Origin of the sequence: Citrobacter sp. wls615 (assembly GCF_005281355.1) — a bacterium.
Lineage (GTDB): Bacteria > Pseudomonadota > Gammaproteobacteria > Enterobacterales > Enterobacteriaceae > Citrobacter > Citrobacter werkmanii.
Window position 1 is genome coordinate 36,219 of record NZ_SZXM01000081.1, and the last position, 22,095, is coordinate 58,313.

Annotated in this window: 26 protein-coding genes and 2 pseudogenes; 18 read left to right on the forward strand and 10 right to left on the reverse strand. The window is 48.1% G+C overall.

Features of this window, described 5'->3' with window-relative positions; translation table 11 throughout:
• Window positions 1-12: 12 nt before the first annotated feature.
• Entirely contained in the window at window positions 13-1,839 is a 1,827-nt protein-coding gene (locus tag FDX04_RS19900) for an ATP-binding protein (protein WP_101739918.1), read from the forward strand.
• 155 nt (window positions 1,840-1,994) lie between these two features.
• Here the strand turns inward: FDX04_RS19900 and FDX04_RS24540 are convergent, their stop codons facing one another.
• From FDX04_RS24540 to FDX04_RS19940, 9 genes and pseudogenes are all read right to left on the reverse strand, one after another.
• Entirely contained in the window at window positions 1,995-2,165 is a 171-nt protein-coding gene (locus FDX04_RS24540) for a hypothetical protein (RefSeq protein ID WP_233597712.1), read from the reverse strand.
• 24 nt (window positions 2,166-2,189) lie between these two features.
• Window positions 2,190-2,405: a hypothetical protein gene (locus FDX04_RS24545; protein WP_233597711.1), complete on the reverse strand. Its 216-nt coding sequence runs from the start codon at window positions 2,403-2,405 to the stop codon at window positions 2,190-2,192.
• 203 nt (window positions 2,406-2,608) lie between these two features.
• A pseudogene (locus FDX04_RS24550) lies at window positions 2,609-2,884 on the reverse strand (LeoA/HP0731 family dynamin-like GTPase); the annotation flags it as partial.
• Window positions 2,885-3,706: 822 nt separating this feature from the next.
• Window positions 3,707-4,288: a hypothetical protein gene (locus tag FDX04_RS19920; RefSeq protein ID WP_131380063.1), complete on the reverse strand. Its 582-nt coding sequence runs from the start codon at window positions 4,286-4,288 to the stop codon at window positions 3,707-3,709.
• Between the two features lie 144 nt (window positions 4,289-4,432).
• On the reverse strand, window positions 4,433-5,113 hold the full coding sequence (locus tag FDX04_RS19925) for a hypothetical protein (RefSeq protein ID WP_101739921.1): 681 nt from the start codon (window positions 5,111-5,113) through the stop codon (window positions 4,433-4,435).
• A 68-nt stretch (window positions 5,114-5,181) separates the two neighbouring features.
• Window positions 5,182-5,541 carry a virulence-associated E family protein gene (locus FDX04_RS24710; RefSeq protein WP_219622034.1) on the reverse strand — a complete coding sequence of 120 codons (360 nt, stop codon included), beginning with the start codon at window positions 5,539-5,541 and terminating at the stop codon, window positions 5,182-5,184.
• Between the two features lie 449 nt (window positions 5,542-5,990).
• Window positions 5,991-6,151, reverse strand: a pseudogene (locus FDX04_RS24715) (IS3 family transposase); the annotation flags it as partial.
• Between the two features lie 256 nt (window positions 6,152-6,407).
• On the reverse strand, window positions 6,408-6,614 hold the full coding sequence (locus FDX04_RS19935) for an AlpA family transcriptional regulator (protein WP_101739923.1): 207 nt from the start codon (window positions 6,612-6,614) through the stop codon (window positions 6,408-6,410).
• 101 nt (window positions 6,615-6,715) lie between these two features.
• Window positions 6,716-7,291, reverse strand: a complete 576-nt coding sequence (locus tag FDX04_RS19940) for an inovirus-type Gp2 protein (RefSeq protein ID WP_101739924.1) — start codon at window positions 7,289-7,291, stop codon at window positions 6,716-6,718.
• A 1,211-nt stretch (window positions 7,292-8,502) separates the two neighbouring features.
• Between FDX04_RS19940 and FDX04_RS19945 the strand changes: the two genes are divergently transcribed.
• From FDX04_RS19945 to FDX04_RS20015, 14 genes are all read left to right on the forward strand, one after another.
• Window positions 8,503-9,606 (forward strand): hypothetical protein, encoded by a 1,104-nt coding sequence (locus FDX04_RS19945; RefSeq protein ID WP_096755718.1) that lies wholly within the window; start codon window positions 8,503-8,505, stop codon window positions 9,604-9,606.
• A 165-nt stretch (window positions 9,607-9,771) separates the two neighbouring features.
• Window positions 9,772-10,659 (forward strand): GTPase family protein, encoded by an 888-nt coding sequence (locus tag FDX04_RS19950; protein WP_170975175.1) that lies wholly within the window; start codon window positions 9,772-9,774, stop codon window positions 10,657-10,659.
• A 205-nt stretch (window positions 10,660-10,864) separates the two neighbouring features.
• Window positions 10,865-11,266, forward strand: a complete 402-nt coding sequence (locus FDX04_RS19955; RefSeq protein ID WP_101739926.1) for a hypothetical protein — start codon at window positions 10,865-10,867, stop codon at window positions 11,264-11,266.
• Window positions 11,267-11,362: 96 nt separating this feature from the next.
• On the forward strand, window positions 11,363-11,830 hold the full coding sequence (locus FDX04_RS19960; protein WP_101739927.1) for a hypothetical protein: 468 nt from the start codon (window positions 11,363-11,365) through the stop codon (window positions 11,828-11,830).
• A gap of 190 nt (window positions 11,831-12,020) precedes the next feature.
• Entirely contained in the window at window positions 12,021-12,272 is a 252-nt protein-coding gene (locus FDX04_RS19965) for a DUF905 family protein (RefSeq protein WP_101739928.1), read from the forward strand.
• A 115-nt stretch (window positions 12,273-12,387) separates the two neighbouring features.
• Entirely contained in the window at window positions 12,388-13,206 is an 819-nt protein-coding gene (locus FDX04_RS19970; RefSeq protein WP_101739929.1) for a DUF932 domain-containing protein, read from the forward strand.
• Between the two features lie 268 nt (window positions 13,207-13,474).
• Window positions 13,475-13,948 carry an antirestriction protein gene (locus tag FDX04_RS19980; protein WP_024156447.1) on the forward strand — a complete coding sequence of 158 codons (474 nt, stop codon included), beginning with the start codon at window positions 13,475-13,477 and terminating at the stop codon, window positions 13,946-13,948.
• A gap of 12 nt (window positions 13,949-13,960) precedes the next feature.
• A complete protein-coding gene (gene radC, locus FDX04_RS19985) occupies window positions 13,961-14,440 on the forward strand; it encodes a DNA repair protein RadC (RefSeq protein WP_024156448.1) in 480 nt (159 codons plus the stop codon).
• Window positions 14,441-14,453: 13 nt separating this feature from the next.
• A complete protein-coding gene (locus FDX04_RS19990) occupies window positions 14,454-14,675 on the forward strand; it encodes a DUF987 domain-containing protein (protein ID WP_047358709.1) in 222 nt (73 codons plus the stop codon).
• 21 nt (window positions 14,676-14,696) lie between these two features.
• The gene (locus tag FDX04_RS19995) at window positions 14,697-15,062 is read left to right on the forward strand and encodes a type IV toxin-antitoxin system YeeU family antitoxin (protein ID WP_101739930.1); all 366 of its coding nucleotides are present in this window, start codon (window positions 14,697-14,699) and stop codon (window positions 15,060-15,062) included.
• A gap of 57 nt (window positions 15,063-15,119) precedes the next feature.
• Entirely contained in the window at window positions 15,120-15,500 is a 381-nt protein-coding gene (locus tag FDX04_RS20000) for a TA system toxin CbtA family protein (protein WP_101739931.1), read from the forward strand.
• Entirely contained in the window at window positions 15,497-15,988 is a 492-nt protein-coding gene (locus tag FDX04_RS20005; RefSeq protein ID WP_101739932.1) for a DUF5983 family protein, read from the forward strand. The genes FDX04_RS20000 and FDX04_RS20005 overlap by 4 nt, the downstream gene beginning before the upstream one ends.
• Before the next feature lie 29 nt (window positions 15,989-16,017).
• A complete protein-coding gene (locus FDX04_RS20010; protein ID WP_101739933.1) occupies window positions 16,018-16,218 on the forward strand; it encodes a DUF957 domain-containing protein in 201 nt (66 codons plus the stop codon).
• Window positions 16,219-16,300: 82 nt separating this feature from the next.
• Complete coding sequence (locus FDX04_RS20015) at window positions 16,301-17,149, forward strand: DUF4942 domain-containing protein (RefSeq protein ID WP_101739934.1); 849 nt, start codon at window positions 16,301-16,303, stop codon at window positions 17,147-17,149.
• Between the two features lie 1,283 nt (window positions 17,150-18,432).
• On the opposite strand, the gene FDX04_RS20020 is transcribed toward FDX04_RS20015, so the two are convergent.
• The gene (locus FDX04_RS20020) at window positions 18,433-19,347 is read right to left on the reverse strand and encodes a LysR substrate-binding domain-containing protein (RefSeq protein WP_137371381.1); all 915 of its coding nucleotides are present in this window, start codon (window positions 19,345-19,347) and stop codon (window positions 18,433-18,435) included.
• Between the two features lie 100 nt (window positions 19,348-19,447).
• Here FDX04_RS20020 and FDX04_RS20025 point away from each other — a divergent pair, with 100 nt between their 5' ends.
• From FDX04_RS20025 to FDX04_RS20035, 3 genes are all read left to right on the forward strand, one after another.
• Complete coding sequence (locus FDX04_RS20025) at window positions 19,448-20,071, forward strand: FMN-dependent NADH-azoreductase (RefSeq protein ID WP_000697438.1); 624 nt, start codon at window positions 19,448-19,450, stop codon at window positions 20,069-20,071.
• Window positions 20,072-20,096: 25 nt separating this feature from the next.
• Entirely contained in the window at window positions 20,097-20,360 is a 264-nt protein-coding gene (locus tag FDX04_RS20030; RefSeq protein ID WP_080222236.1) for a YdgH/BhsA/McbA-like domain containing protein, read from the forward strand.
• Between the two features lie 93 nt (window positions 20,361-20,453).
• Window positions 20,454-21,773, forward strand: a complete 1,320-nt coding sequence (locus FDX04_RS20035; protein ID WP_080222237.1) for a ferric reductase-like transmembrane domain-containing protein — start codon at window positions 20,454-20,456, stop codon at window positions 21,771-21,773.
• Window positions 21,774-22,095: the final 322 nt, after the last annotated feature.

Below are 22,095 nucleotides of genomic sequence, written 5' to 3' on the forward strand. Positions count from 1 at the left end.
AAGGGAAGAGACATGCGACTGAAAAGTGTGGCAGTTAAAAATTTTCGCTGTTATTCACAAGAAGTAAGCGTTGAGTTTGATGACATGACAACCTTTGTCGGACGCAACGACATTGGCAAATCGACGATCCTTGAAGCGCTGGAGATCTTCTTTAACAACAGCGTGGTATCGATCGAAAAAGGCGATGCCTGTATTCACAGTGGACAGGACAATGTGGAGATCACCTGCGAATTTATCGATCTCCCCCGTTCCCTCACACTCGATTCTGGCGCGGAAACCACGCTTCAGGAAGAGTTTCTGCTGACGGGAACCGGCTCACTGAAAATCCGTAAGATCTTTAACTGCAGTAACAAAAAACCGACAGCCGAGATTTTTGTCATTGCAAACCACCCTGCTGCTGCCGGTTTTCAGAATCTCCTGGAACTTAAGGAAAAAGAACTTCAGGCTAGGGTGAAGGAACTGGGACTCGATGTTTCGCTTAAGGGGAATCCCGGGATGCGAAAAGCCATATGGGCAGCCTCAGCTGATCTGCAACTAACGGAAACACTACTTCCCGTCAGCAAAGCCAAAGAAGACACAAAACGCATCTGGGACCAAATTGAGAGCTGGTTGCCCATGTTTGCACTCTTCCAGAGCGACAGAAGCAGCCGGGATTCCGACGATGAAGTACAAAGCCCGATGAAGGCCGCTATAACGGCTGCACTGGCGGAAGTTCAGGACGATATTGCCAGGATCCAGTTGAGGGTCCAGCAAAAGGCTGAAGAGATTGCCCGAAACACACATGAAGCGCTGAAGACCATTGAACCAGGTCTGGCAAGCGAACTTACCCCTGAATTTACCCCTCCCACACCGGCAAAATGGCAAGGGCTGTTCTCCGTTGGTCTCAACACTGACGGAGGGATCCCGCTGAATAAACGTGGCAGTGGCGTCCGTCGTCTGGTGCTGGTGAGCTTTTTTAAGGCCGAAGCGGAACGGCGTCTGAAATCCAGCAATCGTCGCAGTATCATCTACGCCATTGAAGAGCCCGAAACCTCACAGCATCCCAATTACCAGCGGATCCTGATTGAGTCGTTTAAATCCCTGTCTCTGGAAGCGGGCTGTCAGGTTATCCTCACCACGCACAGTCCGGGCTTTGCTGCGGAGCTACCAGGGGACAGCATCCGCTTTGTATCCCGTGATGCCGCTACCGGGCAGCCGACCATCCAGGCCGGTGCTGATGTTTTTGGCACCGTTACCGATACGCTGGGCGTCACACCAGACAACCGGGTCAGACTGCTGTTCTGCGTGGAAGGACCGACCGATGTCGCCGCCTTTAAAGCACTCAGTAAAGCGCTGCATACAGAAGACAACACCCTTCCTGACCTGGAGAGTGATGAACGTGTGGCGTTTATTGTACTGGGCGGTGGAACGCTTAAGCACTGGGTGAATGAAAACTATCTTCGGGCCCTGAACCGCAGGGAAATTCATATCTACGACCGTGATGTGCCTGCCTATGCTGAAGCGGTGGATGCCGTCAACTCCCGGGGTAACGGATGCTGGGCAGCACAGACGCTGAAACATGAAGTCGAAAGTTATCTCCATCCCGATGCCATTCACGAAGCCTTTGGGGTGATGATCACCGTTACCGACCATCCCGTGGGTGGTAAAGCAACGCCCAGGGTGTTTGCAGAAGCCTATTCTCTGGCTCAGCGCTTTGACGGCGTGATGAAAGACAACGCCGCCAAAGCCCGCCTGGCAGAGCGGGCGTTCCCTTTGATGACTGCTGCCCGTATCCATGAACGAGATCCGGAAGGTGAAGTCATCGGCTGGATGCGCAGGATACGTGACATGATCCAGTGAAGAAGGCCAACCCGACTCTTACCGAAGCGCCTGTCTGACTGTTGGCTGGCAACAATAACCCGGAGAGGCACACTGCATCATCGTGCTCCCCCTGGACAAACAGTATGCCTCCAGAGGCGATGGGTGATTGTCTGGCCACTGTATAGCGGTATCCGTCATCCATCGCTATTTTCATTCCCGTGCATTTCTGGCTTCCGGTACAGACGCCCCTGACCGGATGCTGCACAAGCCCACAGTTCTTCATCGCTGAGCGCGGTTTCAATCGGTACACCGTAGTCATCAATTATGGCGACCAGGTAATCATCGACGGGTTCATAGGGCCCCAAGATTACCATCTTACCTATAATAGCTTAAGCAAGGCTACTAACCTTAAACGCCACATGCGTAACGGTTTTCAACAACGGATGCAAAGGCGAATCACCACTAAAACGATACCACTGCACCTGGAATTTTCCAGAATGACCTTTGGTATACATCCCGGCACTGGCACTGAACTTGCCTGAGGTATCCCCGTCCAGCAGCGGGATACCAAAATGGTGAAACTCGTACTTTACGCCTGCAGACATCGTTAACGTCCGTCTCCGTTTGGTTACCAGTGTCTCTTATGTTACCAACAGTAACTCAGCGTGTTTACCGCTCTACCGTCATCGATTTCCATGCAGGCAAAGCGGTCTTCATATCAGACTGAGGTAGTTTCTGGTGCGAGCAGAGCTAATTGCGCAAGTTGCGACTTAATAAGCGTCAGTTTTTGCTGGTTATCGTGTATAGCCTAGCTTTTCTCGGTCAGCTCAGTGACCACCTGTTCCAGGTTTTGGATCTGTGACGCAAAAAAAAACGAACATTTTTCATCTGGATCAAGCACGTCATAGATATCTTTAAACGGCTCCTTAATGATTTTCGCCAGTAAGGATTTCACCTCTTCCAGTTCCCGCTCATGTGCTTTATAGGCATCCCATAGATCGGAGCCAATCGTAAATGCCGCGCCCACCGGGCCTGCCCATTTGGCAATGCCTCCGGCGAGTCTGGTAGCCTGCCTGGGCTTAAATTTATAGACATATCAAGTGAGTTTGCCAATCGTATCGCGTGCGGCAAAAATAGTCGTTTTGAGCGTCGCCGGACTAATTTTCTATACTCCCTTAAAGGCTCACCCCGGAGAACGAAGCCCCCCTTAACCTAAGCCACTTAAAAAGCCTTCGCTGGAGTTCAACTGGCGAGTGATGTCATCAGATAAGCGCTGCGTGACCGAGGTGTTAAATCTCTGGTATGAATGACTTTGCCCACGTGGTTCAGGGCGGTACGAATGATGCGAAATTGCATATTGTGAATCGTCATAGTAATGGTCCTTTGCCGGACGATGCACAGGAGTAAGCCGTCCCCTGGAGGGCAGAACTGTTGGCAGTGTCCGGCAACTAAATAATATTTAGTTGGAGTATGTGTCAGCAACACTGATATAAGACCCCAAATCGGTCATTAGCCGGTGTTGTTGGCACGAGAGAGCAGTAAAAAGAATTTGGCTCCAGCGGCGTCAACAGTCAGGGCCAAAGACGGCGCGGATCAGGTGTCCACCGTTACCGCGCCCTTGCCAGAACAAACCCAATGGAATCAACACTAAGATTATTGCATCACAGCGTCACACGGTGAAAATCTTCACCGGACTCAGCATTGAGTACGGGCAGATCTACCAGCACAGGAAACCTGGCAGCGTAGCGATGAACGGGTGCGGCATTAATCAGGTAAGCCTCAGAACTATAGAGGGGAGGGAGCTGCCCCTGCCAGTCTGCCCCCTGTTTTAGTGACTGGAATAACAACTTGCCCCTTCGTATCCTATTTGATAAAGGGCCTTAAAGGCCCTTTATCATTTTGATTTTCAATATAAAAAGGCAGGATGGGTACAATCTATATCCCAAATGTATTTAACATCAATTGTATAAATCCAACGCTGAGTAAGACCAAAAGGTCCCATATTTTGATCGGATTGCGGCAGCACCATTTGTCCCCCAACTAATTTCACAGAAGAAAGATCAGTGAAGCGAGAGTCATTCAAAGGGGTAGGGCGAAAGTTTACAGGAATATCAAAAGAAATCTGACGCCCACGAGCCCTAACGAAGTTACAAATTAAGACATTAGCACTATCGGGAGCGTCTTTATTCAAACCAACAACCTTCAATAAAGTGCCTTTAGGCGCTTTATGCAGCATTTCCAATACACTTTCTTCATCTTTTTTCTCTTCATTTTTTTCAAAAAAGAAAAGACCAGCACACCAGGAAGGATCATTACGAAGTCTGTTCTCAATTGCTTCACGAACAATTTCAGTCTTCGAACGCGAAGTAGATTGAGCATAAAGGCTCAAATTACGTACAAGCCCTTCAGGTAGAGAAAATTTAACTGCAACGTTAGCTCCAGTCGGAAGCTGTTCATCAGCTTCAAAATCAAAAATATTAGACATCATTAGATCCTCATGTGGTGGTTGGTAAGATAATACCACCAATAGGAACCTTTTCAAGTTTATAATGTTCCTCACAAGGAACCTTTTAAGGAACCGCAGGCCTATCGTCAAAAAAAACCTGTGGACCGCTTTACTATCTGAGGAGCATCAGGATTTAGAGGTAAGCCTTTCAATCTCTTGAGCAATAGCATGAGACTGCATCGAAGTGAGCTCAATCATCGTTCTACGGAAATTAGCCCCGCCTCCGGTTAACTCTTTAAAACGACGCGCAGAGATAGCCCTGAAGCCGGTTTTAAAATCTTTGAGCGGCTTAGCATATTTATCATCAGCTACGCCGTAATGCTCACTTTTCACCAGCTCACCATCCACAACCCCAGAAGCAATGATGCCAACGCCGCTCTGATACAAATAAACCTTATCTCCTTTAGAAAGCTGGCAGATATATTCCTTCCAGCCTTTGCAAAAGGCTGCGGCCTCTTGATTTTTCAGCATATCGAAATGAGTTTCTTCATCGTTATTGTAGTTCGTATTTAACATGAAGGCTTTTCTATCCATGAAACTAGCAGCGTTATCCTCACGCTGATCAACCAGTTGCTCTTTCAACTCATCGCTGATCAGAGAGCTCTCTTTTAACAATTCATTAGCGTCAGCTATTCCCGCCTTTATGAACTCGCTGATCAGCGAGCTCCTGGAGCGATCAAGGCTCAAAGACAGTTCGTCTAATTCATTGTTTAAGACGGTCGGAAGGCGGATCGATATAGGTGCGGAAACACTATCATCAACCTGATTAAAAAGACTATTTTTTAGTAATTCTTTCCTGACAGACATGGTTTACCTCTTGATAAAATGCGCTACAAAATGTAGCCAAATTAAATTAATACATTTTGTATTTCTCGTCAATAGCTATGTCGGTATAATGATAGCTGCACTGTCAAAAGGTGGTCGTGATGCCAACATGACATCATCCTCAAGCAGACAGGAATCCACCGCACCACCATTGGCCGCACATTCTTGTCGTTAAGATTAAAACAGCCGTATGGCTCTCTGACAGGAGAGATAAGGTGCACGCCAGTAGACCTGCGGGCACCCTGAGCGCCGTAAAGCAAAGGAACCATATCGGCTTTGATGCCCGACTGCATGACATGCCCGGCGAGCGCCATCCATGTATAGCGGCTGACAGTTGCAATGTATTCCTCATCGACCTCGCATTTGAAACAAAGGGAGAAAGTTTCTCCACGCGTTGCTTTCCGTCCTATTCCTGAGCGGTAAGCCCGCTCTGAGCGCTGTCAAATTTGCTGTTTTCACAGACATGAAACATGGCGTCGCGGGCATTATCTTTGTGATCCGCCTGGAAAGCGGGAATTGTCCCACGTCAAGTCTATTTTTTAAGCAATGAAAAATTCACAGGCAGCTTTGAGCGAGGAACTGACAGAGAACTAAGTCCCCTTGAGCCCCTTTCAGGGGCATAAAGCTAAAGATGTCTTTAGCAATTGAATAAATTGTTCTGCTCCGGGGGGACTATTTCCAACTCCCTCAGTGCTCAGTGCAACATTATCTGCATTGTGTAATTGATAACCCGCTAAAATCCTTATCAAAGCTCCGGAATTGAGCTGGGGGGGATAACTCCCATTCCGGGCGCATAATAATTCCACATCCCCCCAAAGCCCACTTTTTGACAACTTTACCCTCATTACTTGACTGCCGGGGATGCATACGTACCGATGCTCTCATGTACCGACTGGTAAAGCGCTGAACCGTATTGTTGTCCTCTGTCGGAATGATGGATCAGCGGCACGCTGGCTTTCCTTTGTCGTAACGCCTGTCGGAAGGCCTTTTCCACACCACATTCTCCGTTTGCAGATTTTTGCAATGTCCTATTCCGGGTGGAATATCAGAGCGCTGCCGCAGAGGTGACAGAAGTAGTGATCGTAAGGATAAATCTGGGCAATGATCGCTCCCGTGAGGCGTCGATTACCATCGAGAGCAATAAACGATTTTGCGTACATAGTATTGGTCCTTTGCTGGATGACGCGCAGGGCTAAACCGTCCCGGGGAGGGCTACACTGTGGGTCATTGGTCTCTGGAGTTAAATCAGGTGGGAGATGTGATTGTGTTTAATCACTCACTGGCGGGACTTTGCAATGCGTTGCTGTAGCCAGGCTTCCACTTCGCTTTCAAGCCAGCGGGAGCTTCTGCCCAGCTTAATGGGTTTAGGGAATTCACCGCGCTGAATAAGCTTGTAGAACCATTTGTCCGTTAATCCGGTGAGCTGGGTGATAAACGCCATATCGACAAACTTATCGTTAAGCAGGCTGGTTGGTGTGGTCATCGTTTTTTCTCCGTTGATGGTAAGGGAGAAGAAGCCAGGTATTCGAATGGTGCAGACTTCTTCAAACGATGACGGTCCGACGTATTTTTTTATCGTCGGGTTCAGCTGTACTTACGCCGCCTGCCACTGACTGCCGGGGCAGGGACTGCGCTGACTCTGTAAATCCGCTGCTCTGTACGCTGTGACTGTTTACCCAGATAGCTCAGGATGTACTGCATACCTTCCCTTCCTCTGCGATCTGAAAAATTGATTACTCGTTCACCCCGCACCCGGTAATGTCCCTTAGGCTCACACCGGTGCGCGTAGCCTTCTCCGTCCGTGATGTCCTCCCACAGCAACTGGATGGCTTTCCAGAAGTACCAGGCCTTCCGGTGACGCTGACCATTGATATAAAACGCCGCATGAATGTGGTAACGGTGATCTCCCCCATATTCCATTACCCAGGCATATCCCTCCAGACCAGATATCTCTGCGCATTGTTCAGTCAGCCATGTCATCTCAGCCGCCAGTTGATGAATATCACCATACGCGTATGAATCAGAGTTTTTCCTGTACGCGAAATCCACCCGAAGCATGAGTAATTTCGAATGACAGTCAAATAACCGGTCCTGATGGTTAAATAACACTGACTGAAGAGAATAGTCTGGTTTGTGGTTTGAGTTGATTACGTATTCCATGATAAATATCCCATAACAGTTATTGGTCATGAGATTACGGGAGAGATTAATTTTTTATGCAGTATACCAATTCAGGTTGTCAGCCATGAAAGTATGTTACTTGAGTATCATTTTTCACGCGTGCTGTATCGTGAAATGGAATGGGTGTTCATCACACTGGAAGGTCTGACAATCATGATGCTTTACGGTAAAGAATAAACAATGATTTAGTAAACATTAAACGTACCGGGATGTCTGAAAAGAAATCATCATCCGGTAGACGAATGAACACTGTACTCACTGAAGAGTCATTATTCCTGGATACAAAGGAGTAAGTAAGTAAGTAAGTAAGTAAGTAAGTAAGTAAGTAAGTGGACAAATAACACATCTTTTATAAAATAACACTAATAACCTTAATGTTTCATTTCACACAGTCAGTCACCTCCAGAGAATACACACATCACGCAGGTTTAAGTTATTCACACCCTGGTGTTCAAATGATATCAGCCACCATTTCTGTCTTCCGGACTTGATACCTGTACAGGCATGTGTTCATGAAAGATTTGTATACGCACACTGTTTGACTCCCGGAACGGGTCACCCTGCCACTGTAATATTTACTGCAATAGTATTTTTCCGTTATTTATACCGATACGGGGTTTCTTTCCTGATTACGCCCCCGGTATTTTCAGGCACAAAAAACGTAGAAGTAAGAGAGTAATTATTGGTTACTCCGGAAAAATATTCCATGAGCGGCCCGGAAAAACATGAAAAAAAGCAAGTTTATGACGGTCTGACGTATTTATTTTCGAGGGAAAAACCGCATTCTCCCCGGAGATAACCATAAGAGCACAGAATGCTCTGCACTGGCTGACAGGATAAGATATCCCCTGACCAGGTAAACACAGTCGGAAAAACAGCCTCCCCGTAAGACGCTGACCAGCAGTAACAGAACACGCTCAGCCGCCTGAAAAGACAGTCAGAATCGTTTTCACCTTAAAACCATGCCATAACAATCTGAAACAACAAAAAAAACGAACGCAAAAAAAATGACAATCTATGACGCATAATGCAATGAATACAATGAATTAAAATACAATCATAAGCTCTGAATAATGCTTAAAAGGCTATGTTTTACCATGCCGGATTTGTGATCCAATCGCTCTTAATTCAGAGCTTTATACAATATAATTCGGAGGTATAAAAACAGAACCAGTATTCGGGAGAGCAGAATGAGAAGGGACGGACTGAATGATTTTTATGAAGTGAACTTTCTGAGGTTAAGGGAGATAGATGCCACGTATCCATCGGAACCCATACGTTACGCGGACCTGGCTGACATATACAGCTTCATCAGCTTTAAAGATGCAGGATGTGAAAAAATACCGCCTTATGAAGCTTCCACTAAAAAAAGAAAAACACAGGTAACAGACGGCTACGCATGCAATCTTTTGTTGGACATTCTTAAATATGAGCATTCATTACGCCCTGGCTCACCCCGTTCTCTCGCGGGAACGCATAAATATTTGAAACTTCATTACGAAGCAACCCCAGAATATAAAGAAGAACTGAAGAAAAATCTTATTCATAAAGAAGATGTGTTACTTAAAATCCAGACTGAATATAACAAAATAAAAAATAAAATATCCGGAAAAATCACAATAATCCCAATCAGCTTTCACCTCAACCGCAGGACAAATGGAAAACTTGAACACATCATCGATGACTTAACCATGATTAACATGGCCTTTGCCTCGATGATGAGTAAAATAAAGCATCGCACAATGTACAGCCGGATAGCCGGACATGTAAGGCTGGGCATACTGGATGAAAATTTTGAGCCTTTCGCCCATGTGTTATTTTTTATTCAGGACGGGGCCGTCAGTCATGACTTCATCAGGGAAATTATTGAGGTCTGGTACTCTTTCATCCCTGGAGACATTGAATGCCTGGTGGGTGTTTCTGGTTTTGACTTTAATTTCTTACTCAACTTCCAGCGTGTAGTCATCAATGAACAAAAAAGTTCTCCCACGCCAGGAGGAATAACTTTTTTCATATCCGATATACTGAACCCGTTCCCTGACGTCACAGCTACCGGATATGATAACCGTGAACCCTGTGCATTATTTTCCCGTCTGGTCAGAAGAACAGAAAGGGAAGATAACATCAACAGAACCCACAGACGACGTCTTGCTGACAGGGAGACAGAAATCAGTGCGACTAAAAAAAAGAGTGGTTATGACAAACTAAAAAACACACCTGCAATTCACAGGGAATATTTTTTAAGAATTGCAAAAAAAATCAACAAAATTCCTTTTATGCGTACCATAAACTGAATCAACATATCTGCGGGGGGCGCTCGCCCCTGCTGATATCTGGATTAAATGCTATATCCGCATTTTTAAAATTTTCTCAGTTATATATCACCTCAGTGAATTCCCTCCCGTTTACTTCAGTCAGGCCATCCCCACCGGATGGCCTTTTATTATGCCGAGGCTTATATGAAACATCCTTCGGGCTATGCCCTTATCCGTCGCCATCTGCGGCGCTATCCCCGTGCTCTGCGGCAGCATCTTCTCCAGGAACTCAGCCGCCTGGTCACGTATGAACCTGTTATTGGCATTATGGGCAAAACCGGCGTCGGAAAATCCTCGCTGTGTAATGCGCTGTTTCGGAGTGAAGTCTGTGCGGTGAATGCCGTGGAAGCCTGCACCCGACAGCCACAACGTGTGCGCCTGCGCTTCGGCAGTCATTACCTGACACTGGTGGATTTGCCCGGTGTGGGAGAGAGCATCAGCCGCGACGACGAATACCGTGAGCTGTACCGCGAACTCATGCCACAGCTCGATATGGTGCTGTGGGTGCTGAAGGCCGATGACCGGGCGTTTTCGGTGGAAGAGCATTTTTATCAGGGGGTATTCGCACAATACAGCGGACCGCTGCCACCGGTGTTGTGGGTCCTCAACCAGGTGGATAAAACCGAACCGGCTGAACAGTGGAACTGGCTGTCGGCACAGCCTTCAGTATCACAGAGTGAGCATATTACGCAGAAGCGCCAGGCCGTCGCCCGTCAGGTGGGAACAGCAGAGACGGATATTCTTCCGGTGTCAGTCAGGGGGCGGTACCACCTTCCCCGTCTGGTGGAGGCGATGATTACCCGTCTCCCAAAGCAGGCCCGCAGCCCGCTGGTACCTCACCTGCAGAGCGGGTACCACACCCCCGGCATTATCAGTACCGCCCGCAACAGCTTTGGCGATGCCGTGGTGGAAGTGATTGATGCGGTCATCGACCTGGCCCCGTTGCCGCAGGCTGCACGTTACGCACTTCAGACCGTCACACACACCGTGGCCCGTGCTGCCCGAACCGTCTGGTCCTTCTTCTTTGGCTGACTTCCGCATCGATAAGCCTGTCTTCCATTTCGATAAATAATCTGGCTCTGTCACGATCGATTTTGTCGATCGACCCGATCGGTTTTATTCATTATTCATGATGAATTTCCGGTTATAGAATCCCTCAGGGATACTGTATTCAGCCATTTACTGATTAAAAATCAATGCGATGAATTGCAGGAATGCCTTCATCCGGAGAAAAGTAATGAAAAGGTTTTTTATGGCGCTGACCGCCAGTCTGTTGTTCACCTCACTTCCTTCCCTGGCCGGCAGCGATATGCCCGTTAAAGTGGAGGTCAGCCATGCCGGTCATGAGTGCTATGGCTGCGTCTATGTCACCGTGACAGCAAAAACCGACACCGTTCTGATAAAGAAAATCGATGTTAACCGGGGAAAATGCCCGATGCTGACACACCGAAAAATAGCCTACAGGGGCCGGAACGTGGATGGCTGGTGGCCCACAGATAAACCGTTCACACCCCGCAAAATGACCTTCGCTGACAGTGTCTTCTGGAAATTTGGTCACACTCTCGACTTTGGTAAAGCCTGCAATTTTGTTGAGGCCAGGGTGTTCACCGACCAGGGCACATTCACCATCAGCCAGTGATATGGTCAGTATCACTTATCCGCCCTCTTTCTTAATGCGTCTCACCGTCTTCAGGAGAGACCCGTATCGTCTTAACCATCACCCTCAGGGAATACCATGAAAAAGAAAATATTGCTTTCCACTCTTCTGATATCGGCCCTGACTCCGGCAGTGTCACAGGCCTTTGGCAGTCGTGATGTCTGGGTCAGCGGCTGGGCTCAGGGAGTGTCTGAGTTTGTGATTCAGGGGAAAGGACAGTCGCAGCTTTACCTGACCTGCGAAGACACCGGCTCACGCGCGGCCACGCTGAGTTTCACCGACGAAAAAGGCCATCAGGTCAGGATGGATAACGGCCAGTCGCTGGACATGAAAATTGACGATGAGGAGCCTGTCAGCGTCAGTGACAGCGAGTCACATGTGGGCTCAGACAACGTGGCATGGGCATGGGATAAACTGCGCACCGGTAAGCGGGTCATCGTGTCCGGGGAAGGCGTAAAGGCCGCCGTGTTTACGCTTAACGGTGCGGGGAAGGCCCTTCCCGCGTTCGGGGACAGCGGCTGTCTGCCGAAATATGCCCTGCCGTAATAAAGACAGGTAACGCCTTTTTTCTGAATTCATTCACGCTCACGACAACAGGAACCTCAGTCCATGACGCATATTCCGGCTCAGGCAGCACAACCCCGCCAGCCCTGACCACTGCATCAGTATTTCACACCTCCGACGCCCTGCTCACCTGAGCGGGGCGTTTTCTTTTGTTTCTCATCAGGGATCAGATATGCAGACCACTGATAATACGTCGCTGCCACCCGGCCCCTTCACCCGGGCACAGGCGGAAGCCATGGCCGCACGCTATCTCAACGTCACCGTCGAAGACGACCAGGGCCCCCATTTTCGTCTGGTCATCCGCGACTGCCACGACATGCTGATATGGCGGGACTGGAATTTTGCCCCGCAGGCCGGAGAGATGCTGAACCGCTGTCTCATCAGCGATGATATCCCTGTGTCGCCGCAGCCACTGAGCCACTGAGCGGCGAAATCCTGCTCACTTTTTCAACAGAACACAGTCCCCACAGGCCATGCACCTTCCGGAGCATGGCCTTTCTGCTTTTATGCCCTTTAACCTGATATCAGAGGTATTAACCATGCGCTTAGCCAGCCGTTTTGGTGCGGCCAGTCTCGTACGCCGCGACCGCCCACTGACCCGCGACGAACTGTCCCATTACGTTCCCAGCATATTCAGTGAAGAAAAGCACGAATCACGCTCAGAACGTTATACGTATATCCCGACCATCACACTGCTTGATAATCTGCAGCGGGAAGGCTTCCAGCCGTTCTTTGCCTGCCAGACCCGCGTTCGCGACCTGAATAAACGCGACCACACAAAGCACATGCTGCGTCTGCGGCGTGAGGGGCAAATCACCGGCAAACAGGTCCCCGAAATCATCCTGCTTAACAGCCACGACGGCTCCAGTTCATACCAGATGCTGCCGGGCCTGTTTCGCTTTGTCTGCCAGAACGGACTTGTCTGTGGCGAAACCTTTGGTGAGGTTCGCGTACCGCATAAGGGCAATGTGGTGGAGAAAGTCATTGAAGGGGCCTATGAGGTGCTGGGGATATTTGATCGGGTGGAGGAGAAGCGGGATGCCATGCAGTCAATGCTACTTCCTCCGCCGGCACAACAGGCGTTTGCCAGAGCCGCCCTGACGTACCGCTTTGGGGAAGAGCACCAGCCGGTGACGGAAGCACAGATTCTGTCTGCGCGACGCTGGCAGGATGAAAGCTCCGACCTGTGGACCACCTACCAGCGTATCCAGGAAAACCTGATTAAAGGCGGTCTGCCGGGCAGAACAACGAAAGGTAAACGGGCCCACACCCGTGCGGTTAAAGGCATTGACGGCGACGTGAAGCTCAACCGAGCCCTGTGGGTCATGGCGGAAAGCCTGCTCGAGAGTCTGAAGTAATGCAGTGTATTCCCGGCGGCGTGATTCAGGTTTCGCCACATCAGTTCCCCCTGAACAGTGAGCAAGGCTGCCGCTCCATCTCTGATGACGACCTGTGCGCCTGGTGCTCTCACCTTCTTTATCGTCCCGGTGAACTCAGCCAGTGCAGCGTAAGTATCCCTGAGGGGCCCTGGCCTTCACGCTGTGATGAGAATGGCTACGCACAGTCCTGTCCGTCACTTCGTTTTAACAACCCATCCGAAAATACAAAGGAAATCAAATGAACAACATGCTCACCCTGGACGACAATACCGTCGACTCAGCATCCACTGAACAACAGCACGCAACCGCAATTGTCTGCACACCTGTACCGGATGAACAGCGCATTGCCTTCTGGCCGCAGCACTTTGGCAGCATTCCACAATGGATAATCCTTGAACCGGCTGTTTTTGCGTGGATGGAGCGTTTCTGTGAGCACTACAACGGCGGCATCTGGAATTTTTATACTCTGGCCAACGGTGGGGCATTTATGGCTCCGGACACTGACATAGGCGACGATGAAAAATGGGTGCTGTTTAACCCCATGAACGGCAACGGCGCGGAGATGAGCGCTGAAGCCGCCGGGATTGCGGTCTGTCTCATCGCCTACAGCCACCACGCCTGCCGTACGGAATGCGATACCATGACCGGACACTATTACCGCCTGCGCGATTACGCGATTAACCACGCGGAATGCAACGCCATTATGCGTATTATTGACTGAGAGAGCTCTGGTATGGAACAACAGCTACCGTTATTTGCCGCCTCATTAACGTCATCAGAACAACACACTATCCGGGAAGCCTTAACCCTGCTGGAGTACCAGCTACGTGAACCCGGCACGTCATTTACCTCCAGCCATGCGGTTCGTGACTGGCTGCGTCTGCAGCTTGCCACACTTGACCGCGAAGCTTTCACCGTCCTGTGGCTTGATAACCAGAATCGACTGATAGCCCACGACACACTGTTCCTGGGGACGATCAACACTGTCACCGTTCATCCGCGTGAGGTCGTTAAATCCGGCCTGAAAAATAACGCTGCCGCAGCCATTCTTGCGCATAACCACCCGTCGGGAGAGGCTGAACCCAGTAAAGCCGACAGGCTGATTACGGAACGTCTGAAACAGGCTCTGGAACTGGTTGACATTCGCCTGCCGGACCATCTGATCATCGGCGGGATGGATATTGTCTCTTTTGCTGAGCGCGGCTGGCTGTAAGGAGTAAACAGCGATGAAAATAATCAGCAAACGTCAGGCAATGGCAATATACCGTCAACACCCGCAGTCCCGGTTGTTTCGCTTCTGTACCGGGAAATACGAGTGGTCCGGCAGTATCTGCCACTATGCCGGCCGGGAGGTGCAGGATATCAGTGGTGTGCTGGCTGTATTCGCTGAACGCCGCCAGGACCGCAATGGCCCGTATGTCGTATTGCGTAGCGTCACGCTCAATTAACCTTAATTAAGGAGCACTAAATTGTCGAATCAACTACCTCCAGTAAACCATGATGTCTCTGAGCCCTGGTGGGGGCTGAAACCGGGCATCACTCCGTGTTTTGGCGCACGACTGGTACAGGAAGGCAACCGCCTGCATTATCTGGCTGATCGGGCCAGTATCGCCGGTGTGTTCAGCGATGCGGATTTACGCCATCTCGATCAGGCATTTCCGGTACTGCTCAAACAGCTGGAATTAATGCTGGTTTCCGGTGAGCTCAATCCCCGCCATCAGCACTGTGTCACGTTATATGCAAAAGGGCTGACCTGTGAAGCAGATTCCCTCGGATCACATGGCTACATTTATACAGCAATTTATCCGACACCAGACGACAGCATAACCCGGTAACCCCGTCCCATAATCCTTCATTCTTTTTAACCCGACTTCATTCAGGAACATTTCATTATGCAAACCTTATCCGCCATCCCGAAGCGGAAGGCACCGTCACGCCCGACGCCCGTTGAAATCTGGCAGCAACTTCTTACGTATCTGTTAAAAAGACATTACGGCCTTTCGCTTAGCGACACGCAATTTTCCGATGAGAAGATTATTACGCAATATATTGACGCCGGTATCTCACTGTCAGATGCACTCAATTTTCTCGTTGAAAAATCTGAACTGGTGCGGATTGATCGTCCCGGTTTCTCCATTAAGCATCAGTCCCCTTTTATCGGGGTGATTGATATTCTCCGGGCCAGACGGGCAACGGGTTTGATGCAACGTAACGGGTATAAAAGGATCACTCTTCTCATCGCTGGAAATGCAGCTCGGGAGCAACATTCATGAAACTATCCCTGACGGCAGAAGCCGATGCTATCAATGTACTGGCCCTCAACATGGGTCGTATCGCCGTCGATATCGATGGTATTGAGCTGGCAGCGCTGATTGATGTGGTCAGTGACAACGGGTATTCCCTTCGCGTTGCTGACGAACCCGGGAAGCTGATTGTTGAAGATCCTCTGCCACGCGCCGCCTGTCTGAACGGGATCCAGTGCAGTACCGCACATATCACGGAGGAAGACAATGCTCTGCTGTACAAACAGTCGCATCAGCATGAAGACTTTGGTGAGTCTGAATGGATTTTGTACACCGGATCGGGTTATCTGCTCAACCTGGGCGCGTGGTCGTTTCCGGTATTACGCCTCAAACGTCTCGGTCTGTCGAAAGCCTGTCGTCGCCTGGTGGTGGCGCTTATGCGTCGTTACTCCGTCAGTATTGTTCATCTTGATGCCTGTGGCGAAGTGCTGCCAGGTTTTCCCACATTTGACTGGTAACCCAACATCAATCACCACAAAAAGTTCTAATGCCAGAGTTAACCACTGAAGTCGCTCTCAATAGTCTGACTGGCTGGCTGCAGGACAATATCGATAACGGTACGAGGATCATCTTCGACAACGACGAAGACAACACCGACTCAGCAAAGTTGTTGTCCTGGATTGAGCAGGTGCGAAATGATGTTCGCGCCCGCTCAATCCAGCTTCTGCAACAGACCAGAACTGATTAACCACCAGGCAATACTCATTACACACGTATAAGCGCCAGCCCTTACCGGCTGGCGCTTTGCTTTTAGATAAAGGAAAGCAAAGATGTCAGACCTTACCTTCACCGAATCCGAAGTGTTAACCAGCCACACCGACATGATTTGCTCCACCAGCATTGAGCGCATCGTCACCGGACGTAATGCCGCGCTGGCACAGATTGAAGCGCTCATTCAGCAACTCAACGATATTTCAACACTGACCCGCAGTATTGGCGGTAAAACCGCTCTGGACTGGGCCATGAAGCAGGAATTCCGCTGTGGTTGCTGGTTGATGGAAAAACCAGAAACAGCGATGAAAGCCATTGCCCGTAATCTCGATCGTGGTATATGGCGCGATTTAATGAAAAAGTCAGGGATGCTTTCCATCATGGACGCTCAGGCGCGTGATCAGTGGTACAGAAACCTTGAGGGAGAGAACATTCCTGCAGTCAGCGAAGCCAACATTCTGAGCACTTTTGAGCAACTGCATCTGAATAAAGGTGATGTGTTTGAGCGGGGTGTCATTAACGTCTTCAAAGGGTTGAGCTGGGATTTTAAGACGAACAGCCCCTGTAAATTTGGAGGGAAAATCATCGTCAGTGGACTAGTCAAATGTGACCGGTGGGGATTTGGGCTTCTCTGGGGCAGGCAACACGATCGGTTAGCTGACCTTGAGCGGATGCTGATGCTTCTGGACGGAAAACCGGTTCCCGACAACCGTGCCGACGTCACCCGTCGTCTCGCCGATCATATCCATGAAAACAGGCACAGCAATCGTTACGAGGATGAGATGTTTGCAATCAAATACTTTCAGAGGGGAACTGCTCATATCACCTTTAAGCGGCAAGAACTGGTCGATAAGCTGAATGACATCATCGCCCGTCACTACCCTGGAATGCTGGCATCCGGACAGTAATCAGGGGCCTGCGCATATGTGAAATGTCAGTACCAGTGCAGTGTTAAACAAACCCCTTGCCAGGTTCGCCTGCTTATGGACAAAATGATACTGGCGTTCCTGGTGCTTTTCTTCTGGTGGTTTGTTACTGGATTCTGTAACGCACCAGGAGCGTCACCAGACAAAGGACCATCATAAAGTATCAACACATCAGCCTGAGGCGAGTATCCCCCTTATCGTCACCGATTCGGGTTTCGGATTCATACCAATCGGGAATGAGGGTACAAATGAGGGTATAAATATAATCAAATCAAAAATTTTGATTGCAAATCATAAAAATAAAACAAAACATCGATTCCGAGTCCGGCACCACTATTTACAAGGCCTCGCTGAAAAGCGGGGCTTTTTGCTATTCCGAGTATGGTAGAGTTCTGGTCGTTGCACTACGTTATTTGTTTGCTGTAATTTTCCGCATTTTTGACGATAATCCTCGCTTTTAGACGGCTTTTACTTCCTGAAGCACCTCCATCCTCTTTCTTTACTTACGGGCTTTTTACGGTCTTTCCGACCTGTTCCTACTTCTTCTCTCAACACTACTGTAAAAAAAACGGGGAAACAGAGAATTGACATATCAATTTGATTTAACTGTAATTTTATGAATAAACTGACGGAAAACCAGGTGGAAAATCCCCCATATGAATTTGGGGAAAAGCACATCAATAACGTTTGTTCTAATAGAGAATAACTTTTCCACGCGCTACATCGGGGTTTTCCACCTGTTTTCCCACGCCGAAAATCATCATATAACGCTTACCTTACATATGTGTTAATGCGTTTCCCATGCTTTCACCAAACTCATTGTTAGTCTGTACAATGTAATCAAGCCCGCTTCAGACACATATTATCTCTGTGTTACTTCTCTGATACATCGTTAACCCTTCGACCAGAACCAGACCATTAGCTCTTCTCACGGTCAGCGTCAGCATACCCAAACGCCATTAACAGTAATTATCGTTCAGAAGAAGCATTGTGCCGGGGATAGGTCAACTCTGACGGTTCTTTAACACAGTTTACAGGAGTTAATATATCCACTCAGACCCGCTTTCGCTTTACAAATGCCCTCATTAAAAATCCCCCGCCGAATACCACTGATACATGCTGCTCTTATTGATAAATAACCGGCAACATAGCGTATATTTAAGACTTCTGAACTGATTGCAGAATGCCTAAGTCGGGATTATCTGCCGCAATCATGTCTGGTCATTTGTTACAACAACACGGCGACAGTTCTCTGCCGCTATGAATTAACATTTTTGATGTCCTGAATTTAGTTTCTCCTGCCGCATGGTTAACTCGTCCATAAAATAGCGTGCAACTGCGGGCATTCCTTTATTCGCTGGGAATAGTGCATAAATCTGTCTTGGCTGGCCAGACCACTCGGGGAAAAGTTGTATCAGTCCCCCGTTTTGCAATTCTTCCTTGCAGGAAGGAAACGGTAACAAAGCAACACCATTGCCGCCAGCGACTGCCTGTAACAGAACCCGCAGATTATTGGAATACAAACGGGGGGAAAGTGACAGGGTGATTTCCTGACTCCCATTGATTAAATGCCACGATTGCATACGACCGTCGGCCAGTCTCACCATTGCCGGAGCCCTGTGAAGATCTCCAATGGTCTTTAAATCAGGATGTTGCTCGACCCACTGGGGGCTGGTAACCAGAATATCGTATAGCGTATTGATTTTTTTGTAGTGCAATGAAGAATCAGGCAATGCCCCTGAATTTACTGATAGCGCAATATCAATACCTTCTGCAATCATATCCACCGGGCGATTGACAGCAAGGAGTTGCACATTTGCCAGCGGCCAACGGGCAATAAATTCGTTGATGAATGCTCCCAGCCACGTTTCTGCCATGAATACCGGCGCACTGATCCGTAATGTCCCCTGTGGATACTCCTGTACCGCCTGAACAACAGCGCGGGCTCGCTCACTTTGATTTACCAGCGTCTGACACTCCTGCGCAAATTGCTCGCCGACTTTGGTCAGCGCAAGGCGTCGGGTTGTCCGCTGAATCAGATGTACACCAAGCTGTTCCTCTAATGCCGACATCCGCCGACTTAGCACTGATTTGGACACTTGCGCACGTATTGCCGCCCGGCTGTAGCTTCCTTCTTCTGCAATCAGGGCAAAATACCAGTAATCATTCCAGTCAATCATGATTGTTCTTTTATCGCAACAATGAAGTTCAATTTCGTCTATTTAAACATCATTTTAAGAACGGTTAAACTAGCCACACGTTTTAAATGAGACGAACACCATGAAGATCCTCCACATTGACAGCAGCCCTATGCTCTGCAACTCCAGCTCACGAAAGCTGAGCCTGGCGCTGACAAAAGCTATCTGCCAGCGCTTTCCGAATGCCAGCGTGACATACCGCGATCTCGGACGGACACCGCCACCCCACTTACGCGAAGAGACATTTCTGGTGCTTGGGGGAAAGTTAATGTCTACAGACGCACAAACGCAAAGTGAAGTGGAGGGTATCAGAAACGCGATCGCGGAGTTGAGCCTCTGCGATATATTAGTAATAGGTGCACCAATGATTAACCACTCTGTCTCCTCGGGTCTGAAAACCTGGATAGATCAGGTTTGCCAGGCTGGTCTGACATTTCGTTTTACCTCTACGGGTGCAACGGGGTTACTGGCCGACAGGCCAGCATTTATTGTCTCCACGCGTGGTGGAATTTATTCAGATACCAGGCATCGGGAATTGGATCATCAGGAAAGCTATCTGCGGTCAACGTTAAATTTGATGGGGATCACTAACGTCCATATATTGCCCACCGAAGGAGTGGATAAAACCGTACCAGGCAGATCTCTGGCAGAAAAAAACTCGCTGGCGCAAATTCCCTGTATGCTGGCTCATGCTTTTAATCGATAAGTTTATTAATATGAAAGGAATTCTTATGAATATCAGTAAAAAAATTGTCACCTCTTTTTTCTTACTCTCTTTATTTGGGCAGACATCCATTGCTGCAACAGAAATTAGTCATCCAGAAACAGACATGAAAGAAGTTGCTCATGTTAGTGTATCATCCATAAATAAAAATCCTGAAAGCATCATACAACTCCTTCAGAATAAAACTGAAGCGTCAGGTGCTCATTATTATCGAATCACTTCATTTCATATCGATAATCAATCACACGCCACCGCTATTCTTTATAAATAATCACAATCACAATCACAATCACAATCACAATCAATCGTAATTATTATCCAGGACACGGGTAATTGCCCGTGCCTGCTAAAAAAACAGGCCATTATGAAAATAACGTATTTTGTGAGTAGCTTAACATTACTCACAGCAAGTCTTATTTTTGTCTTATCAGGTGAAATATTCCACGCTGAAACATCTAAAATCTTTTGGCTGTTTCGGCAAAACTTTCTCTTTTTTAGTGGGTGCGTCGCATGGTGTTTTATGACATTAGCTATGTGTCTGATTTTGCGTTCACCCTGGTTGAATCGAATTCTGAAAGGTCTGGATAAATCGTGGGGTTTACACAAACAAGCTGGTATTATCGCGACAGTCTTTACACTGGCGCACTGGCTGGACGAAAAAATACCTCACTGGCTGGTGCAAAATGGCTGGCTTGCTCATCCAGGATCACTGGGAAGTGTTCAGATAAGCTCATGGCAATCTCAACTGATCTATGCAGGATTGTTAGCTGCTGAATGGTCTACATACCTGATGATAGGGTTGGTGCTGGTTTCTCTTGTAAAAAAAATCCCTTATAACATTTTCCATTTTATACATCGTCTGTTTCCTGTTTTTTACCTGGCTACTGCTTTCCATATTTTTACCGTTCTATTTAAAACATATTGGTGGAATTCACCTGCGGGCATTCTGCTGGTAATAGTGAGTATCCCCGGTATTTATGCCGCTGGTCTTTCGCTATTTAATATGATTGGTTATAAAAACAAACGCGTTGCGATCATCACAAACATCGACTATTACCCAAATGATATTATAGAAATAACTCTACATACTGACACTCCTCTATTACATACACCAGGGCAGTTTTCATTTTTAACATTTCAACATGATGCAGAGGCACACCCATTCACTATAGCCTCTTATTGCCAGGATAAAAAACACTTGCGCTTTGCCATTAAAGCATTAGGGGATCATACACATTCACTAAAGAAAGAATTAAAAACTGGACAGGACGTGATTGTTGAGGGCCCCTGGGGTTATTTAGACTTTAATATTCAATCTGAGCGTCAGGTCTGGGTTGCGGGAGGGATCGGCATCACTCCTTTTATATCTCAGCTGGAATATTTAAAACACTCAGACCACCCGCTCGGCCCCATTGATTTATGGTATTGCGTTGGTCAGCATGATGATTTGCAGTACCCTGTAAATCTCGAGTTATTATGTACAGCGGCAGGTGTGACTTTACACCGTATCGATGCCGGGATGAAACTGGAAGCCAAACATATTATGATGGAAAGCGATAATAGCCAAAACGTTCACGTCTGGTTTTGCGGGCCAGCAGGCTTTGCGAAAAGTCTACTATCCGGACTACAAAAGTACGGGATATCAGAGAAAGCCTTCCATTATGATCGTTTTAATATGCGTTAATTATTGATGAGAAAATTCATATACATATTTTTCTCAGGCTACCTCGGCATTGGCTTTACAAAAAATCGAAGAAACCGAATCTCAGAAATAGCCCTGTAATTCACTTTTCGGACTACTGGCACAATGCGATCCGGATGCTGAAATAAGCAAAGAAGATCGGGAGTGAATTAATGCACTTCCGGTCGGAAAAGAGGTTCTGTAAATGATTAAGGGACGCCACTGCGGAGACCCTTAGACATGAAAAAACAACAGATAAACAAAAGGCTCAGTCTTTCGACTGAGCCTTTCATTCTATTTGATGCCTGGCAGTTCCCTACTCTCG

Coding starts and splice junctions, on each gene's coding strand:
- FDX04_RS19990 (WP_047358709.1), top strand. CDS start 14,454: ATGAAAATAATCAGCAAACGTCAGGCAATGGCAATATACCGTCAACAC.
- FDX04_RS20035 (WP_080222237.1), top strand. CDS start 20,454: ATGAAAATAACGTATTTTGTGAGTAGCTTAACATTACTCACAGCAAGT.
- FDX04_RS19945 (WP_096755718.1), top strand. CDS start 8,503: ATGAGAAGGGACGGACTGAATGATTTTTATGAAGTGAACTTTCTGAGG.
- FDX04_RS20005 (WP_101739932.1), top strand. CDS start 15,497: ATGAAACTATCCCTGACGGCAGAAGCCGATGCTATCAATGTACTGGCC.
- FDX04_RS19955 (WP_101739926.1), top strand. CDS start 10,865: ATGAAAAGGTTTTTTATGGCGCTGACCGCCAGTCTGTTGTTCACCTCA.
- FDX04_RS19920 (WP_131380063.1), bottom strand. CDS start 4,288: ATGATGTCTAATATTTTTGATTTTGAAGCTGATGAACAGCTTCCGACT.
- FDX04_RS19940 (WP_101739924.1), bottom strand. CDS start 7,291: ATGGAATACGTAATCAACTCAAACCACAAACCAGACTATTCTCTTCAG.
- FDX04_RS20010 (WP_101739933.1), top strand. CDS start 16,018: ATGCCAGAGTTAACCACTGAAGTCGCTCTCAATAGTCTGACTGGCTGG.
- FDX04_RS19960 (WP_101739927.1), top strand. CDS start 11,363: ATGAAAAAGAAAATATTGCTTTCCACTCTTCTGATATCGGCCCTGACT.
- FDX04_RS19970 (WP_101739929.1), top strand. CDS start 12,388: ATGCGCTTAGCCAGCCGTTTTGGTGCGGCCAGTCTCGTACGCCGCGAC.
- FDX04_RS20025 (WP_000697438.1), top strand. CDS start 19,448: ATGAAGATCCTCCACATTGACAGCAGCCCTATGCTCTGCAACTCCAGC.
- FDX04_RS20015 (WP_101739934.1), top strand. CDS start 16,301: ATGTCAGACCTTACCTTCACCGAATCCGAAGTGTTAACCAGCCACACC.
- FDX04_RS19950 (WP_170975175.1), top strand. CDS start 9,772: ATGAAACATCCTTCGGGCTATGCCCTTATCCGTCGCCATCTGCGGCGC.
- FDX04_RS19980 (WP_024156447.1), top strand. CDS start 13,475: ATGCTCACCCTGGACGACAATACCGTCGACTCAGCATCCACTGAACAA.
- FDX04_RS20030 (WP_080222236.1), top strand. CDS start 20,097: ATGAATATCAGTAAAAAAATTGTCACCTCTTTTTTCTTACTCTCTTTA.
- FDX04_RS19965 (WP_101739928.1), top strand. CDS start 12,021: ATGCAGACCACTGATAATACGTCGCTGCCACCCGGCCCCTTCACCCGG.
- FDX04_RS19900 (WP_101739918.1), top strand. CDS start 13: ATGCGACTGAAAAGTGTGGCAGTTAAAAATTTTCGCTGTTATTCACAA.
- FDX04_RS20000 (WP_101739931.1), top strand. CDS start 15,120: ATGCAAACCTTATCCGCCATCCCGAAGCGGAAGGCACCGTCACGCCCG.
- FDX04_RS24545 (WP_233597711.1), bottom strand. CDS start 2,405: ATGTCTGCAGGCGTAAAGTACGAGTTTCACCATTTTGGTATCCCGCTG.
- FDX04_RS19935 (WP_101739923.1), bottom strand. CDS start 6,614: ATGACCACACCAACCAGCCTGCTTAACGATAAGTTTGTCGATATGGCG.
- radC (WP_024156448.1), top strand. CDS start 13,961: ATGGAACAACAGCTACCGTTATTTGCCGCCTCATTAACGTCATCAGAA.
- FDX04_RS19925 (WP_101739921.1), bottom strand. CDS start 5,113: ATGTCTGTCAGGAAAGAATTACTAAAAAATAGTCTTTTTAATCAGGTT.
- FDX04_RS20020 (WP_137371381.1), bottom strand. CDS start 19,347: ATGATTGACTGGAATGATTACTGGTATTTTGCCCTGATTGCAGAAGAA.